Origin of the sequence: Rhizobium sp. CC1099, assembly GCF_029714385.1 — a bacterium.
Classification (GTDB): domain Bacteria; phylum Pseudomonadota; class Alphaproteobacteria; order Rhizobiales; family Rhizobiaceae; genus Rhizobium.
In genome coordinates, this window is sequence record NZ_CP121642.1 from 1,268,692 (window position 1) to 1,284,712 (window position 16,021).

At 60.0% G+C, this 16,021-nt stretch carries 15 protein-coding genes; 11 read left to right on the forward strand and 4 right to left on the reverse strand.

Translation table 11 applies throughout. The features are described from left to right. Positions 1-157 precede the first annotated feature (157 nt). The 3 genes from QA644_RS27250 to QA644_RS27260 are packed head-to-tail and all read right to left on the reverse strand — an operon-like array spanning position 158 to position 3,088. Positions 158-835, reverse strand: coding sequence for an ABC transporter ATP-binding protein (locus QA644_RS27250; RefSeq protein WP_283072471.1), 678 nt, complete (start codon positions 833-835; stop codon positions 158-160). After that, positions 832-2,073: an ABC transporter permease gene (locus QA644_RS27255; protein ID WP_283072472.1), complete on the reverse strand. Its 1,242-nt coding sequence runs from the start codon at positions 2,071-2,073 to the stop codon at positions 832-834. The genes QA644_RS27250 and QA644_RS27255 overlap by 4 nt, the downstream gene beginning before the upstream one ends. Before the next feature lie 7 nt (positions 2,074-2,080). Further along, entirely contained in the window at positions 2,081-3,088 is a 1,008-nt protein-coding gene (locus QA644_RS27260; RefSeq protein ID WP_283072473.1) for an efflux RND transporter periplasmic adaptor subunit, read from the reverse strand. A gap of 142 nt (positions 3,089-3,230) precedes the next feature. Between QA644_RS27260 and QA644_RS27265 the strand changes: the two genes are divergently transcribed. The 9 genes from QA644_RS27265 to QA644_RS27305 all read left to right on the forward strand — a co-directional run bounded on the left by QA644_RS27265 (position 3,231) and on the right by QA644_RS27305 (position 13,322). Continuing rightward, entirely contained in the window at positions 3,231-3,920 is a 690-nt protein-coding gene (locus QA644_RS27265) for a TetR/AcrR family transcriptional regulator (RefSeq protein WP_194731123.1), read from the forward strand. A 644-nt stretch (positions 3,921-4,564) separates the two neighbouring features. Then, a complete protein-coding gene (locus QA644_RS27270; RefSeq protein WP_194731122.1) occupies positions 4,565-5,911 on the forward strand; it encodes an extracellular solute-binding protein in 1,347 nt (448 codons plus the stop codon). 55 nt (positions 5,912-5,966) lie between these two features. Further along, entirely contained in the window at positions 5,967-7,268 is a 1,302-nt protein-coding gene (locus QA644_RS27275) for a sugar ABC transporter permease (RefSeq protein WP_283072474.1), read from the forward strand. 2 nt (positions 7,269-7,270) lie between these two features. Continuing rightward, the gene (locus tag QA644_RS27280) at positions 7,271-8,113 is read left to right on the forward strand and encodes a carbohydrate ABC transporter permease (protein ID WP_074071946.1); all 843 of its coding nucleotides are present in this window, start codon (positions 7,271-7,273) and stop codon (positions 8,111-8,113) included. After that, positions 8,113-9,168 (forward strand): ABC transporter ATP-binding protein, encoded by a 1,056-nt coding sequence (locus QA644_RS27285; protein ID WP_283072475.1) that lies wholly within the window; start codon positions 8,113-8,115, stop codon positions 9,166-9,168. The genes QA644_RS27280 and QA644_RS27285 overlap by 1 nt, the downstream gene beginning before the upstream one ends. Further along, entirely contained in the window at positions 9,168-9,947 is a 780-nt protein-coding gene (locus QA644_RS27290) for a glycerophosphodiester phosphodiesterase (RefSeq protein ID WP_283072476.1), read from the forward strand. The genes QA644_RS27285 and QA644_RS27290 overlap by 1 nt, the downstream gene beginning before the upstream one ends. After that, on the forward strand, positions 9,931-10,935 hold the full coding sequence (locus QA644_RS27295) for a LacI family DNA-binding transcriptional regulator (RefSeq protein ID WP_283072477.1): 1,005 nt from the start codon (positions 9,931-9,933) through the stop codon (positions 10,933-10,935). Before QA644_RS27290 ends, QA644_RS27295 begins: the two co-directional genes overlap by 17 nt. After that, positions 10,935-11,756, forward strand: coding sequence for an inositol monophosphatase family protein (locus QA644_RS27300; protein WP_283072478.1), 822 nt, complete (start codon positions 10,935-10,937; stop codon positions 11,754-11,756). Before QA644_RS27295 ends, QA644_RS27300 begins: the two co-directional genes overlap by 1 nt. 78 nt (positions 11,757-11,834) lie before the next feature. After that, positions 11,835-13,322: a sulfatase gene (locus QA644_RS27305; protein WP_283072479.1), complete on the forward strand. Its 1,488-nt coding sequence runs from the start codon at positions 11,835-11,837 to the stop codon at positions 13,320-13,322. Positions 13,323-13,383: 61 nt separating this feature from the next. Here QA644_RS27305 and QA644_RS27310 read toward each other — a convergent pair whose 3' ends face one another. After that, a complete protein-coding gene (locus tag QA644_RS27310) occupies positions 13,384-14,301 on the reverse strand; it encodes a LysR family transcriptional regulator (RefSeq protein WP_283072480.1) in 918 nt (305 codons plus the stop codon). 124 nt (positions 14,302-14,425) lie between these two features. On the opposite strand from QA644_RS27310, the gene QA644_RS27315 reads away from it, so the two are divergent. Together QA644_RS27315 and QA644_RS27320 are read left to right on the forward strand one after the other, a co-directional pair. Beyond that, complete coding sequence (locus QA644_RS27315; RefSeq protein ID WP_283072481.1) at positions 14,426-15,037, forward strand: glutathione S-transferase; 612 nt, start codon at positions 14,426-14,428, stop codon at positions 15,035-15,037. A gap of 11 nt (positions 15,038-15,048) precedes the next feature. Next, entirely contained in the window at positions 15,049-15,963 is a 915-nt protein-coding gene (locus QA644_RS27320) for a pyridoxamine 5'-phosphate oxidase family protein (RefSeq protein WP_283072482.1), read from the forward strand. Positions 15,964-16,021 lie beyond the last annotated feature (58 nt).

Consider the following 16,021-nt stretch of genomic DNA (forward strand, 5'->3'; position numbering starts at 1 on the left):
CACAAACAACTGGCAACTAGGTGTTTCACCTGATCTTGCTGGTGGCGGGGCGTGTTGTCGCTTTCAGATCGAACAGGCCGTGACGAACAATGGCTGGGCTTCATCGCGAAGGCCGTCGCTGCTGCTGGCTGGCCAAATGCCTCCGCTCGCACCGATCTCAAGGATCGGCGATCTTGCCATCCATGAGATGAATGCGCCGCCCCATACGGGCCGCCATATCGAGATCATGGGTGACGGCGATAACCGTCTTGCCGCGTTCGCGCACGAGCCCTTCGAGGATCAAAAAGACCTGCTCGGAATTTTGACTGTCGAGGCTTCCCGTCGGCTCGTCCGCAAGCAGGATGGGTGGATCATTCGCAAGCGAACGTGCGACAGCGACCCGCTGGCGTTGACCGCCGGAAAGCTGATCTGGCCTCTTATCGATATGGCCGGCAAGGCCGAGCGATGCCAAGAGTTCTTCAGCCCGCGCCTGCATGGCCGACCGGCTCAAACGACCAAGCTTACGCATCGGGATCTCGACGTTCTGCCGCGCCGTGAATTCTGGCAGGAGAAAATGGAACTGGAAGACGAAGCCCAGCATAGAGAGGCGGGTTTCGGCGCGTTCCCTTTGGTCCATCGGATCGGTATCTCTGCCGCCAATCGAAAGCCTGCCGCTCGTCGGCTCGTCGAGCAGCCCCAACAGATAGAGCAGCGAAGACTTGCCGGAACCGGAAGGTCCAGTGATTGCAACGAATTCCCGCTCACCGATCGTCAAAGACACATCCTCGACCAGCGTTACGGGGACGGTTTCCCTCAGGATGCGTGTGAGGTTCTTCGCTTCAATCAAGGCGCTCATGTCGCACCCCTTATGATATCCACGGGATTAAGGCGTGCAGCACGCCTAGCCGGGAGATAGCCGGCAAAAGCCGCCGAACTGAGCGCGAAACCAGAGGCGATCACGTAATGCAGAATGCTCCAGGCAATCGGCAGGCGTGTCATTTCCTGCCCCGTCGCGGCAAGCTCGAAGCGCACCAGGGACAAGGCATAGACGAGCGCGAAGCCAAGCAGCCAACCGAGCGCCGATCCGCCGGCCCCGATGGCGACACCTTCGAGCAGAAACAGGCGCCGCATGTCCGCCTCGGCAAAACCGAGCGACTTCATGATGGCGATATCGCGCGCCTTTTCGTGAGTAATCGTCGAGATAATATTATAGATGCCAAAACCAGCGACCAGCATGATTGCTGCGACAACGGTGTACATGATGACATTGCGGATCACGAGCGCTTCGAGGAGCGATTCATTGGCCTCCTGCCAAGCCTCGGCCCTGTAGCCGAGTTCGGCCTCGATCCGGCGCGCCACCACTGGTGCGTCATCGGGATTGGCAAGCTTGATGCGGATCTCATTGATGGCGTTGGTGCGCGCGCTCAAGATCTGCGCGTTCTTCAGCAGTACATAAGCTTCGCCCTCATCCCGGGCGGTCGTGCCGGTATGAAAGAGGCCGACGATCTTGAAATTGCGCGTGAGTCCCTCGGACGAAACCGCGGCAACTGTATCGTTCAGTCCGGCGCCGAGGCGTTTTGCCATCGTATCGCCGATGACGATATTGTTCCCGCCTGCCGCAAGGGCTCCGAAACTTCCCTCCACGAAATCGCCGATGATAGGTGAAACGCTGCGCTCGGCGACCGGTTCGATGCCGATCACCGATGCTCCGACCTCGCGGCTGGAGTAACGAATGACACCTCGCAACTTCAGGTCTGGTGCGAGCCGGCCGGGTATCCATGCCTCGAGCCAGGAGCGCGCGGCAGTCGGATTGATGATGCCGCGGCGGTCCTCCCGCGGCCTCAGTCCGAAGATCTCCGTCGTACGGAATACGGTTTCGGCAGGCTGCCGTCGCGCCGTTCGCTGCTCGTCGGTGATCTCGACATGCGGCATGGTATTGATCAACTGTTCCACAAAATCGTCCTGGCCGCCCTGCATGAGTGCCGCCATGGCGATGGAAAAGCCGACACCGACGGCAACGCCGAACACGGCAACAAGTGTCTGCCGGCCGCGGCCGGCAATATGGGTGACGGCGATCTCGAAAATCAGCCGCATCGTAACCTCACTTCGCAGCACCGGTTATCTTGACCCGGGCCCCATCCTTCAGATCTTGCGGAAACGGTGAAATCACCCGCGCCTTTTCATCCAGACCGGACCTAATCTCGATGCCACTCGGGCCGCGGATACCGGTTTTGATCTCACGTAGCCGGGCAGAGTTTCCTTCGACGGTGAAGACCTTCTCAGTCTGCATCGCAACGGTGGGGACGAGCAGTGCGTTTTCCGAGACGCGGACGATGACGTTCACATCGCTCGACATACCGATCATCAGCGGCGTGTCGTGGGGAAGACGCAGCTTCACGCGATAAGTCTTCGTCACCGGATCGCCCTTCGGCGTTATGCTGCTGACGGTTGCATCGAGGGTCTGATCCTTGAAGGCATCCGATTTGAGCAGGGCCTTCTGCCCCAGCCGGAGCCGCGGAATATCCTCCTCGTTGACATCGGCGACCACGAGCAGCGGTTTTTGTTCCCCGACCCAGAAGAGCGCCGTTCCGAGATCGGCGACCTCGCCCACCTCGCCGTCCTGGCGAAGCACGACACCATCGATCGGAGCGCGAATGATATAGCTGTCAAGGCGCGCCCTTTGGCCGGCGGCCAGCGCCTTGAGCTGCTCCACCTCACTGCTTGCCCGGTCGACTGACTGCTGGGCTGCGGTGTTTTTCTCCAGCATCAAATTGTAGCGCCGAAATTCCTGCTCCGCCAGCGCGAGCCGCGCCTCGAGTTCGGCAAGGGCCGCCCTCGCCTCGCTATCATCGAGGCGAGCAAGTATGTCGCCCTTTTTTACGGCTGCACCTTCGCAGTTGCATTGCTCGACGATCCGTTCGCGCACCAGCGGCGTGACTTTTGCCCAAGTGAGAGGTTCGACAACGCCACTGGCATAGACGATTTCGGCAGCACTACCACGCGCGGGGACGACGACCGATACGGGGATGGGGCGCCAGACGTACCAAGCAGCCAAACCGCCTGCCACGGAGAGGGCGACGACAACGGAAAGCAAGCGGAACGGTTTCACGCCATCTGCCTTGAACTGCTGCTGTTGCCGACCCTATAGCATAGACCGACCGTCGGTCTATGAATACAGCTGAAGAATTCGGCCGCAGCATCGAATTCCGCTCCGCTAGTCAGGGGAACATACGAAAGAAACGAGCGCCGCTATGCGTGTCAAAAAACACCCAGAAATCCGCTCGGGCGAATTGTTGGATTGCGCTCAGCGGCTCTTCTTCGCTCATGGCTACAATCATACCACGATTAACGACATCATTCGCGAAGCAGGCGTGTCGAAGGGTGCCTTCTATCACTATTTTCCTTCCAAGGAGGCGCTGCTTGAAGCATTCGCTGCCCGCCTTGCCCGCGAAAGCCTTGAAGAGATTCGACCGCTCCTCGACGATCCTACGCTCGACGCCGTGGGACGGCTGAACACCTTGTTCGCCGGATCGCGGCGCCTCAAGGTCGAGCTTGCCCCGCAACTGCGAACAGTATTCGATGTCATTTTCCGCCCGGAAAACATCGTGCTGTTCCACCGCATCGATCAGGCTGTGACCCGCATCGTGGTCCCGCTTTTGGCCGATGTTCTCCGAGAGGGAACAGAGGAGGGTCTCTTCGATGCGCCAGACCCCGAAGCGTTCGCAGAGATGCTTCTTCTCTTTCGGCTTTCCCTCAGCAGCGTGATGCACGAGGCCCTGATAAGGAGCCGCGAGGGCAATATCGAGCAGGCCGTGAAGATGCTCGACGATCGCCTCAGGCTCTATGGTACTGCCATCGATCGCATCCTGAAGTTGCCCGAGGGAACGATCGAAGTAACTGAAACGAGCTTTGTCCGAGCTTTGCTTGATGACTCTCAATAAAATAGGAAGCGTTGCGCAAAACTCTGCCGGATGAGATTTAAGCGACCGACCGGATGGTTGGAATATCCGCAGCGCGATTCTGTTCTCCTGTCGAAGGAGGATGCGGACCCATTACCGATATAAGGAAGGCCAGGCCGTCGCCGGTTCGATCGTCATTAAGTTCTATCGCTCCGGCGATCAAATCCGAGGGTCCATCAGAAAAGTTGCGGAGCCGGGCTAGCATGACACCGTATTTTCAAGCGGAGAACTACAGGTCAATGATGCGTCTTTGATTGCGCAGAACAAGCATCGGGAAGCTCCTGGCACACCCATCTTCGTTGAACTCTCAGAAGGCGTCCGCTGGAATCCGGCTTGGGGCCGGCTGAACTAGCAAACGGCATGTGACCGATCCCCAGCGAATAGCGTTCCATTCGCATTCGAACGGTGTTTCGAAGCCGGATTTGGCGCGCTGCGAAACGTCGCTTGCAATGTTTTCCCGCCGAGTCATAATAATTTTGCACACGTGCTCAATTTTGTCACGCGGTCGTTACGCAGATCCCCTAGAGCGGAAACCGTTCGCGCTTTTCATGGGATCTCCGGGCCGGCCGTCAGCAATGGTGATGGCCCGCCAAGAGGCTCGCACCAATCTCTGGGGAGATGAAGAGATGACTATTCTGCCGACACTGAAGTGCATGACCGTCGCGGCCGCCATCCTAGCCTCGACGACCGCCCTGTCCTTTGCCAAGGATCTGACCGTTACGGTCTGGGCCGGCGGCACAGGCCCAAACGACGTCTATCGCCTCGACGCAATCGATATTGCAGCCGAGCAGCTTCAGCGGGAAGCCGCTATCAAGGGCGAAGACCTCAAGATCAAGGTCGAGAAAAAGGCCTATAGCGGCTGGGAGGACTTCAAGCAGGCGATGACGCTTGCCGCCGAGGCGAAAACCGCTCCGAACATCGTCGTCACCGGCCACGAGGACATTGGCCCCTGGGCACAGTCCGGCTTGATCGTGCCGATTGAGGACTATGTCGACCTCGATTCCTGGCCGCTTAACAACATCTATGAAAACCTAATGGATATTGCCTCCTTCAGCGGCACGGTCTACGGCATCCCGCAGGACGCCGAGTCCCGCCCGATGTTCTTCTGGAAGCCTCACATGAAGGCGATCGGCTATAACGATGCTGATCTCGACGCTCTGCCGCAGAAGGTCCAGGACGGCAGCTACACGATGAAGAACCTGCTGGAAGACGCCAAGAAGATGCAGGACAAGGGCCTCGTGCAGCCAGGCTATGGCTTCTACCCGCGCTACACCAACGGTCCGGATTTCTGGCAGTTTTACACGAGCTTCGGCGGGACGATGGAAGAAGACGGCAAGCTAGTCTTCGACAAAGCTGCGATGCAGCGCGCGTACCAATTCTTCGCCGACGCTGTAAAAGACGGCGTCACCAAGAAGAACCATATCGGGATGCCGGCCGACCAGTGGTGGAAGGAAGTGGCTTCCGGCAAGGCCGGGATCTGGCACGGCGGCACCTGGCATTATGCCCGCTACGTCAACCAGGAAGGCTTGAAGGACTTTTTCGGCAACGTCATCTTCACGCTGATCCCGGCCGGCGAAGGCGGCAAAGCCAACACGCTGACGCATCCGCTCGTCTATCTTCTGACCTCGGGCCACGACAAGGACGACACCGAGATTGCCGCCCAGTTGATCAAGATCGCCTCCGAGCCGCGCATCAATGTGCTGCATGCGGTCAAGTCCGCTCATCTCGGCATTTCGAAGTCGGAAACCGAGATCGAGCTCTACTCCTCCGACCGCTGGACGCGCGAAGCCACCGAGCGGCTTCTGCCCTACGCCAACGCGATGCCCAACAATGCCGATTTCGGCACCTACTGGAACATCATGTGGAAGGGCCTCGAGGCCTCCTGGACAGGCGCCAAGAGCGTCGATGCTGCCGTCAACGACGTAGAAGGCGAGCTGAAAAACACGCTCGGCGACAAAATCATCATCCGCTAAGCGCAGGCAAGCCTCCGGGCGGCCTCATCCGCCCGGACATTTTGCGGAGGCTTTCATGAGATCGTCCAGAACGCTCGGGCTCATAATGATCGCGCCGGCCGCGATCATGATTGTGCTGTTCTTCTTGATGCCGGTAGTGCTAACCGCCGTCTTTTCCTTCACGAACATGACGACCGCCACGGGCATTTCGGGCGGCGCCTACCAGATCGCCCCAAATTCGCTCATCGCGCTCAAGGACGAGATGCCGGAGGTCGTGCAGCAGCTTACCGAGCCGCGCTACGCGATCGACGAGGAGGGTATCAAAGGCGTCGAGGGCCTTGCGCTTGGGCCTGGCATCGCCACGGAGCTGCGCGAAAAACATCTCGGTGAGGTCTTCTCCTCGCGCCGCGAAGCCGAGCGCATGATTAAGGATCTTAACGACCGGCCGTCGACCCGGGACGTCAAGCAAATCTCAGAGCAGTTCAACCGCTCCGTTGCCAATCTGCGTTTCTCGAGCAAGGAGGACCTTTTCGCCTCGCTCGACAAGTTCGGCTTCAAGATGACGTCGGAACAGAAGGAAGGCCTCGCCAGCGCGACCTATACCGGCTGGAGCTGGACGACGGAGAACTTCTCGCGCATCGCCTCGTCACCGGACATGGCGCAGATCCTTTTCAACACATTGCTCTACGTCGCCCTTGTGCTCGTGCTCTTCAACACGAGCTACGCCATGCTCCTGGCGATCTGGACTCACTACATGCCGAGTGCGCAGGCAACGATTTTTCGCTCCGTCTGGCTCCTGCCGCGCATCACGCCCGTCGTTATCTATGTCCTGATGTGGAAATGGCTCGCCTGGGATACCGGCTTCATCTCCACCTTCATGGGCAAGTTCGGCTACTCGCCGAAGAACTATCTTCTCGACAACGCTTATAACGCTTGGCTCTTCGTGGTGCTGATCAACGGCTTCATCGGCGCCTCGATGGGCATGCTGGTCTTTTCCTCGGCGCTGAAGGCGATCCCGAAGAGCCAGTTCTTCGCAAGCGAGGTGGATGGCGCCAGCCGCTGGCAGCAGATCCGCTACATCATCCTGCCGCAGATGCGCTGGCCGATCCTGTTCGTCACCTGCTACCAGACGCTGTCGCTGCTTGCCTCCTTCAACGAAATCCTCCTTTCGACCCGCGGCGGGCCGGGCAAGGCGACCGAAGTCTGGTCGCTTGCCGCCTATCACACGGCGCTCAATAACTATGCCGGCAATCTGGAATATGGCCTTGGCGCCGCTATGGCGCTCGTCCTCGTGATTATCGGCATCATCCTGTCGCTCGCCTATCTGCGCGTCTTCAATTACGCCACGCTGGTTGCGCGGCCGCTCATCGAGGATTGATCATGGCGGAGAAATCGCAGCCCTCGGCGAACTACCGCACCTGGCCGGTCGTTCTGGCGCTCGCCATCGTCAGCCTGCCGCTGGTGCTGATGTATGCCTATCTCTTCATCGATACGATCACTGACAAGCAACCGGCGGCGCTGATGCCGGATACGCTTACCCTGCGGCACTGGACATTCCTTTGGCAGACGCCGCCTGGAAGGCCGAACATCTGGCTGGTGACGCTGAACACGCTGATCTTCACGGCGAGTACGACGGCCGTCGTACTCCTTGTCTCTTCCATGGCGGGCTATGTGCTGTCGCGGTTGAACGTGCCTGCCCGCGGCTTCTTCCTTGCCGGCGTCATGGTGCTGCACGCCTTCCCGTCGGTGACACTCATCATCGCGATCTTCATCGTACTGCAGATGGTCGGCCTCTATAATTCACTGATCGGCGTCATCCTTGTGAAGGCCGCGATCGACCTGCCACTCGGCATATGGCTGATGAAAGGCTTCTACGACAGCGTGCCCTGGGAGATAGAAATGGCCGGTGTCGTCGACGGCGCCTCGCGCTTCCGGGTCTGGCGCAGTCTCGTGCTGCCGCAGGTGCGTCCGGCGATCATGGCGCTGGCGCTCTTCTCCTTCCTTTCGGGCTGGGGAGAATTCATCCTGCCGCAGGTATTGGCCCCAGGCGGTCAGGTACAGGTGCTCTCGGTCTACCTTTCGGGGCTGATCGCCGATGACAACAATTTCGACTTCGGCACCTTCAAGGCGGTAGGCGTGTTCTACGTGATCCCGGTGCTGCTGCTTTACGGATTCTTCCACAAATATCTCATGAATATCTATGGCGGCGGGAGCAAAGGCTGATGCGTATCCTCCTCGACAATTTCTCGAAGAGCTTCGGCGCCACCAAGGTCATCGAGAACATGAACCTGGAAGTGGCTCACGGCGAGATGCTAGCCCTGCTCGGTCCGTCAGGCTGCGGCAAGTCGACGACGCTCTTTGCCGTCTGCGGCATCCATCGCCCGACCGGGGGCCGCATCCTCTTCGGCGACCGCGATGTTACCGATCTTCCGAGCCAGGTGCGCAATGTCGGCGTCGTGTTTCAGTCCTACGCGCTCTATCCGCACATGACGGTTGCCGAAAACATCGGCTTTCCGCTGAGGGTCAAGGCAATGCCCTCAGCCGACATCCGCAAGGAGGTCGACCGCATCGCCGCTCTCGTGCAGATCGGCAACCTGATGGGCCGCCGCCCCTCTGAGCTTTCCGGCGGGCAGCAGCAGCGCGTGGCGCTCGCCCGCGCGCTGATCCGCAAACCGGACGTCCTGCTTCTCGACGAGCCGCTCGCCAATCTCGACGCAAAGCTCCGGCTGGAGATGCGCTCGGAAATCCGTCGCATCCAGCGCGAGACGGGCATCACCGCGATCCTGGTCACCCACGACCAGGTGGAAGCCATGAGCATGTGCGACCGCATCGCCATCATGAAGGAAGGTGAGATCATACAGATCGCAACACCGGCAGAGATGTATAACGACCCGCGCACCGCCTTCGTTGCCGGCTTCCTGGGAAACCCGCCGATCACCTTCCTGCACGGCGTGGCGGCAAAGGGTGTCTTCTCCATTCCAGGCAGCGAGATCAAAGTTCCACTCCCCGCTTGCGTGGACGCCTCGGATGGCGCCAAGCTGATACTCGGCGTGCGGCCGGAGCACTTCAATCCAACCGGCGACGTGCCGGTCACAGGCGTCGTGAACTTCGCCGAAACGCAGGGCCGTGAAAATCTTTATGACGTGCGGCTTGCCGGGGGACCACTGCTGCGCTCCATCCAGCCGGTCCGCCACGACATCAAGATCGGCGACGAGGTCACCTGGGCAATCGACAGCCGCAACGTGTTCATTTTCGACGAAGACGGACGGAGGCTCTGATGCAACGCGATTTCTCAGCCTTCTTCGAGCGCTATGGCTGGCCCGCCGGCAAGGGCCGGCTGCCTCTCTGCATCGGCCATCGTGGCGCAAGCGGGCATGCCCGCGAAAATACGCTCGCCGCCTTCCGTCTGGCGGCGGACCTCGGGGCAGAAATGTGGGAGCTCGACACGCAGTTGACCAGGGACGGCGTCGTCGTCGTTTCCCATGACGACCATCTCGAGCGCGTCTTCGGCGTGGACAAGCGTATTTCGGAGATGATCGCAACCGAGCTTGCCGCGCTGGACGGCGTCGACGTCCCGACCTTCGAGGCGGTCGCCGCCCTTGGCCGCGAGACCGGAACCGGGCTCTATATTGAGCTGAAAGCACCGGGAAGCGGCCTCCGCTGCTGGCAGCAACTGCTCGAAAAGGGCCAGCGCTTCGCCTGCCTCGGCTCCTTCGACATCGCACAGGTCCGCGAGCTTCGCGAGGCCGGTTGCGACTATCCGCTGTCTGTGCTTGTGCGCGTCGGCGATAATCCGCACGTGATCGGCGACGAGGCGGATGCCGATATCTTGCATCTTTGCTGGGAGCGCGCCGGCGAGCGGCCGCAGGATCTGGTCACCCCGGCACTGATGGAGCGCGCCTTCGCAACAGGCCGCGAGATCGTTTTGTGGCATGAGGAAAGACGGCCGATCCTCGATGAGATCATGAAGCTGCCGGTGCTGGGTATCTGCACGGATCTGCCGGATATGATGCGCACCGTGCCGGGTGGGGAAAGAACGTTTGGCAGACAAGGATAAAGGACCGCGCAGAGTAACGTCCTTCGACGTGGCGCGTGTTGCGGGCGTCTCGCGCGCGGCCGTATCGCGCGCATTCACGCCGGATGCGAGCGTTTCGGCGAAGACCCGCGAAAAGGTCTATCAAGCGGCCAAGGAGCTCGGCTACCGCGTCAACTACCTCGCGCGGAGCCTGACGAACAAGCGCTCCGATCTCGTCGGCGTCGTCGCCGCCGGGCTTGACAACCCATTCCGCACGCTTCAGATCGAGCATCTGGCGCGCACGCTCATTTTCCGCAATTTCCGTCCGATTCTGTTGCCGACCTCCAAGGAGGCGGATACCTCGACCGTCATCGGCCAGCTTCTGCATTATGCCGTCTCCGGCGTAATCGTGACATCGGACGCGCCGCCGACGGAAATCTGCGAGCAGTGCGCCGCCGAGGGCGTGCCGATCGTGCTGATCAACAAGGGCGACGAGATTCCCTTTGTCGACCGCATCATTTCCGATGACCACACCGCCGGAAATCTGGCCGCCGATCACCTGGTCGATAAAGGCGCCAGGCGTCTCGCCGCAATTGCCGCGTCCTCCGTCTCCTACACGGCACGCCGCCGCAGCGAGGCCTTCCTTGCCCGCTGCCGCCAGCGCGGCCTCGAGGCGCAGCTCTTCACCGTCGCCCTAAACGACTATCGAAGCGGCTTCGACGCGGCATCCGGGCTCATCTCCTTGGGAATCGACGGCGCCTTCTGCGCCAACGACTACATGGCCTGCGGCGTGATCGACCGTCTGATGTCGGGCCGCAGCCGCCAAGACGTACCCGCCATGCGCGTGATCGGCCATGACGATATTCCCCAGGCAAGCTGGTCTGCCTATGAGCTCACAACCATCCGCCAGCCGTGCGACCTTCAGGCCGACCAGGCGATCGGCCTGCTGATGAGCCGGATGGCTAAGCCGGATATGACGGCGCGCGTAGAATTCACGCCCGTTTCGTTGATCAAGAGAAGGACTGCCTGATGAGTTCCGCATTCGATCTCTCCGCCCTTGAGGCCCGCGCTGCGGCTGCGATAGAGATCGCACGTCATGTCGGCCGCGAGGCGGCCCGCTTCCGCGCGGAAATGGGTTCGGGATTGAAGGTCGAAAACAAGGGCCTGCAGGATTTCGTGACCGTCGCCGACCGCAATGCCGAGCGGGCCATTCGCGACGGGCTGCTTGGGCTGTTCCCGCAAGACACCTTTGTGGGTGAGGAAACCGGCGGCGGAGCCGGCCGCGCTGGAACCTGGGTAGTCGATCCGATCGACGGTACAACGAACTACATTAGAGGCTTCCGCCACTGGGGCGTATCGATCGCATTTTGCGCCGAAGGCCGCCTGGAGATCGGCGTCGTTTACGATGCCGCCAAGGATTCTGTCGTCTCGGCAATCCGTGGCAGCGGCGCGTTTCGCGAGGGGACACCCATTCGTGCTGCAGCGACGAGCGATCCGGCCAATGCCATCTGCATCCTCGGCCATTCGCGCAAAACGAGCTTCGACGAGCACCTTGCCATCTCCCGGCGCCTACATGAGCGCGGCATGGACTACCGCCGCATGGGCGCGGCCGCGATCGACCTCCTACGTGTCGCCGAGGGTGCGGCCGATCTCTATTACGAGCGGCATCTGAACGCATGGGATATGCTCGCAGGCGCACTGATCGCTTGCGAAGCGGGCGCGAAAGTCGCCATGCCCGCGTTACCGGCTCTTCTGTTCGAAGGCGGCCCGGTCGTCGCCTATTCGCCGGGGCTTGCCCGGGAATTCGAATTCATCATGGAGATCGAGGGTTTGGCGCCGATGACGGACTAACCAGACTGCCATGCGCAACGCCCAGGCGGGGCGGGCTGCGCTTGTCGTCACGAGCAACCGCGTAAGAGGAGATTGCCAATGAAAACCGTCTTTGTTCTCTTCGATTCCCTCAATCGCCACATGCTCGGCTGCTACGGCGGATCTCGAATACCAACGCCGAACTTTGACCGCCTTGCCGGGCGCTCGATGGTCTATGACAAGCATTATGTGGGCTCGCTGCCCTGCATGCCGGCACGACGGGATCTCCTGACAGGACGTCTGACTTTTCTGCATCGAAGTTGGGGCCCCCTCGAACCATTTGACAATGCCTTTCCAGAGCTTCTCAAGCAGAAGGGCGTGCATAGCCACCTGATCACCGATCACTACCATTATTGGGAAGACGGCGGCGCGACCTATCACAATCGGTATTCGACCTTCGAGTTCGTGCGAGGTCAGGAGTCGGATCCGTGGAAGGCAATGGTGCAGCCTCATTGGGAGCGTCTTCGGGAAAAATATCACCAAGCACAGACCGGCAGCGGCCCGATCAGCAAGTACGGGCCATACATGATCAATCGAGAATTCATCAGGCAAGAAAAGGACTTTCCCTCTGTGCAGTGCTTTGCGCATGGTTTGGAGTTTCTCGATCTCAATCGTGAGGCTGATGACTGGCTACTGCAGATCGAAACATTCGATCCGCACGAACCCTTCTTCGCGCCGGAGCGCTTCAAGGAACCTTTCAAAACCGGATGGAACGGGCCTATCCGTGATTGGCCCCGCTATGGACGGGTTGAGGAACTGCCGGAAGAAGCTGATGAACTCAGAGCGAACTATTACGCGATCGTGTCGCTATGCGATTTTTTGCTCGGCCAGTTGCTCGATTACTTCGATGCGCACGATATGTGGAAAGACACCGCGCTCATCGTCACAACCGATCACGGGTTCCTTCTCGGGGAACACGATTTTTGGGCCAAGAACCGTATGAACATGTACGAGGAGATCGTACACATCCCCTTGTTCATCCATGATCCGCGCTGGCCTGCTGCGGGAAGGATTGACCGGCTGACCCAGTCCATCGACGTGGGGCCGACATTTCTCGATATATTCGAAGTAGATGCCCCGCCTGAGACAGAAGGGCAGTCGCTTCTGAAGCCGAATTCCAAGGATGCAGTTATCTTTGGCTATTTCGGCGGCGCAGTCAACGTAACCGATGGCCGCTATACCTACCACAGGTTTCCAGCCGATCTCCTGAAGCAGGATATCTATCAGTATACGGTTATGCCTACGCACATAACGCGGCCATTCACGCCGGAAGAGCTATCAGGAGCGACGTTAGCCAAGCCGTTTTCGTGGACCAAGGATGTTCCTCTGCTGCGGGTGCCGGTGACCGAAAGATCGCCGATGTTCGACAATTATGGACCTGGAGCATTGCTTGAGAAACAAACGCGTCTCTATGATCTGGCGACCGATCCCGGGCAGGAGACGCCCCTTCAGGATCCCGCTCGGGAACGGTGGATGTTTGAGTTGATGAAGGCCCTCATGCGATCAAACGATGCGCCTACGGAAGCCTTCAAGCGCCTCGAACTATAAGTGACGTCATCGCCCGGACGTCGCCGGTGAGTATCTCGCGGCGTGCTTTTTTCGCTGGCGTTCATCTGCTTTCCGAAAGCTCTGCATTCACGCCCGCGCGGCGCCGCAAGCGTTCTGCCGCGAAATCCACGAAGGCACGCACCCGGGCGGAAACCATGCGCCCTTGCGCGTGAACGATGTGAACTGGGACCGGCTCGCGCTCGTACTCTGCAAGCATCACCTTGAGACGGCCGGCCTGTATCTCTGGCGCCACTTGGTAGGACTGGAAGCGGGAAAGCCCCCAGCCCGCCACAGCGGCCGCGATCGCTGCGTCATTCGTGTTGCAGATGAGCCTGGCGCTGATGGGCACGCGAATGCTGCTGTCCTTTCCGAACAGCCACTCTGAATGGCCAAAAAGGCCGTCGCGTCCGATCATTCTGTGACCCGCAAGATCCTCCGGCTTTTTTGGCTCGCCCTGACGGGCGAAATAGTCTGGCGAACCGCAAAGCACCTGCCGGATAGACCCAATCCGACGTGCGACGAGGCCGGAGGCGGGAAGTGCTGCGATACGCACGGCAACGTCCAGACCTTCCTCAACCAGGTTGGTGACGCGATCGACGAATACGGTTTTGACCTGCATGGCAGGATAAAGATCGAGAAAATCGAGTATCACGGGAAGCACGTGGATGCGCCCGAAAAGCGCAGGCGCCGTCACGGTAAGCAATCCCGCCGGATGCGTGAAGCTGCCCGCCGCATTGGCCTCCGCCTCGGCAATTTCCGCGAGTATCCGTCGACAGTCGGTCATATAGCCTTCGCCAGCTGCCGTCAGCTTTAGCGAACGGGTCGTGCGGACGAGGAGTCGTGTACCGATCAAGCTTTCCAGTTTGGATACCGCTCGCGTTACCGATGGAGGGCTCATATGCAGGACTTTAGCCGCTGGCGCGAAACCGCCGCTGTCCACCACCTGTACGAATACCCGCATCGCCTGCCACCGGTCCATCAACCTCTCCTTTGGCCGATTCTATTATTTCAACTTGTGAAATGGTTTAGTGCCTTCTTTCACTCTTACCATCATTGATCTTAATAATCATCATGCAGCCGACCTTATGACTCAGGAGGCTGACATGAAGCTCTACTATCATCCGCTGTCGGGCCACGCCCATCGTGCGCGACTCTTTCTCTCCCTGCTTGGCATCGGCCACGAGCTTGTGCTCGTCGATCTGGCGAAACTGGAGCACAAGCAGGCTGAATTCCTCAAGCTGAACCCGTTCGGCCAGGTCCCGGTACTCGACGACCACGGCACCATTATTTGCGATTCCAATGCCATTCTTGTCTATCTTGCGAAGAAGGCAGGACGGAACGACTGGCTTCCCGAGCACCCCAAAGGCGCCGCCGCCGTCCAGCGATGGCTATCAGTGGCGGCCGGTCAGATCGCGCATGGTCCGGCGCAGGCGCGGCTTATCAACGTTTTCAAGGCACCCTATAGCCCGGAAGAAGTCATCCCGCGCGCTCATGCCATACTGGTGCTCATAGAGGCTGAGCTGGAAGGCCGGGACTGGATCGCTGCCGACCGAGCGACGATTGCCGATGTCGCCCTTTACAGCTACGTGGCCCGCGCCCCGGAGGGCGACGTGGATCTCAAGAACTATTCAAACATCCGCGCCTGGCTAAGCCGTGTCGAGGCACTGCCCGGCTTTGTCGACTTCCAGAAGACCCCAGTCGGCCTTGCGGCTTGAGGAGTATCGCTGTGGAAGGCCCGACTTTTTTTGCGTCGCCATGGCATCATGGCGAAATCGCTCTCCAGACGCGGCTCGGCGTCGAAGCGCGAATGGATGAGGTCGGGCGCCGCGTCGTGCGCGATCATCTGATCGACCAGCACAGGGATTTTTATCCGCTGCTACCGATGATGGTCTTGGGGGCCGTGGACCGAGAAGGCGACGTCTGGGCCACTCTTCGTTCCGGTCGGCCGGGCTTTCTCCATGCGCGGGATTCCCGCAGGCTCTGCGTCGAGCTGGAAAGGGAGTTTGCCGATCCCGCCGAAACCGGCATGGACCACGGCTCCCCTCTCGCCCTTCTTGGCATCGATCTCGGCACGCGCCGCCGCAACCGCTTGAACGGCACATTGCAGAGGCATGCGGGCGGCTTCGATGTTTTGGTCGATCAGAGCTTCGGCAACTGCCCGAAATACATCCAGCTTCGGCAGGTCCGGTTCGTTCGCGATCCGGCGCGACTCTCTTCCGTGCCACCGCGTGAAAGTTCTTGGCTTGACGATGCGGCCCGCGCACTGGTGGAGCAGGCGGATACCTTTTTCGTCGCTACCTATGTAGACGTTTCCGGAGCACGACAGGTCGATGTGTCGCATCGCGGCGGTCGTTCGGGCTTTGTCCATATCGGCGAAGACGGGTGGCTGACGATTCCCGATTACACTGGCAACCGCTTTTTCAACACACTTGGCAATATCATGCTCAATCCGTATGCCGGGCTTGCGTTTTTTGACTTTTCGACCGGCGATCTCCTGCAACTGACCGGCGAGGCCGAGCTGTTATTCGATCACCCTTGCGTCAAGCCCCTAGAAGGGGCCGAACGCTACTGGCGTTTTCGTCCACGCCGTGTTGTGTGGCGCGCTGACGCACTGCCGATCCGCTACGACTTTGCCGAATAGTCACCATTCGCACTCGCCACCGGCACTTGGTAGCAGTCGCCGAGAGGAAGAGCGTCGC

Bases quoted from the DNA above. Each gene is read 5' to 3' on its own strand.
- QA644_RS27250 (WP_283072471.1), bottom strand. From the start codon at position 835: ATGAGCGCCTTGATTGAAGCGAAGAACCTCACACGCATCCTGAGGGAA.
- QA644_RS27255 (WP_283072472.1), bottom strand. From the start codon at position 2,073: ATGCGGCTGATTTTCGAGATCGCCGTCACCCATATTGCCGGCCGCGGC.
- QA644_RS27265 (WP_194731123.1), top strand. From the start codon at position 3,231: ATGCGTGTCAAAAAACACCCAGAAATCCGCTCGGGCGAATTGTTGGAT.
- QA644_RS27270 (WP_194731122.1), top strand. From the start codon at position 4,565: ATGACTATTCTGCCGACACTGAAGTGCATGACCGTCGCGGCCGCCATC.
- QA644_RS27275 (WP_283072474.1), top strand. From the start codon at position 5,967: ATGAGATCGTCCAGAACGCTCGGGCTCATAATGATCGCGCCGGCCGCG.
- QA644_RS27280 (WP_074071946.1), top strand. From the start codon at position 7,271: ATGGCGGAGAAATCGCAGCCCTCGGCGAACTACCGCACCTGGCCGGTC.
- QA644_RS27285 (WP_283072475.1), top strand. From the start codon at position 8,113: ATGCGTATCCTCCTCGACAATTTCTCGAAGAGCTTCGGCGCCACCAAG.
- QA644_RS27290 (WP_283072476.1), top strand. From the start codon at position 9,168: ATGCAACGCGATTTCTCAGCCTTCTTCGAGCGCTATGGCTGGCCCGCC.
- QA644_RS27300 (WP_283072478.1), top strand. From the start codon at position 10,935: ATGAGTTCCGCATTCGATCTCTCCGCCCTTGAGGCCCGCGCTGCGGCT.
- QA644_RS27305 (WP_283072479.1), top strand. From the start codon at position 11,835: ATGAAAACCGTCTTTGTTCTCTTCGATTCCCTCAATCGCCACATGCTC.
- QA644_RS27310 (WP_283072480.1), bottom strand. From the start codon at position 14,301: ATGGACCGGTGGCAGGCGATGCGGGTATTCGTACAGGTGGTGGACAGC.
- QA644_RS27315 (WP_283072481.1), top strand. From the start codon at position 14,426: ATGAAGCTCTACTATCATCCGCTGTCGGGCCACGCCCATCGTGCGCGA.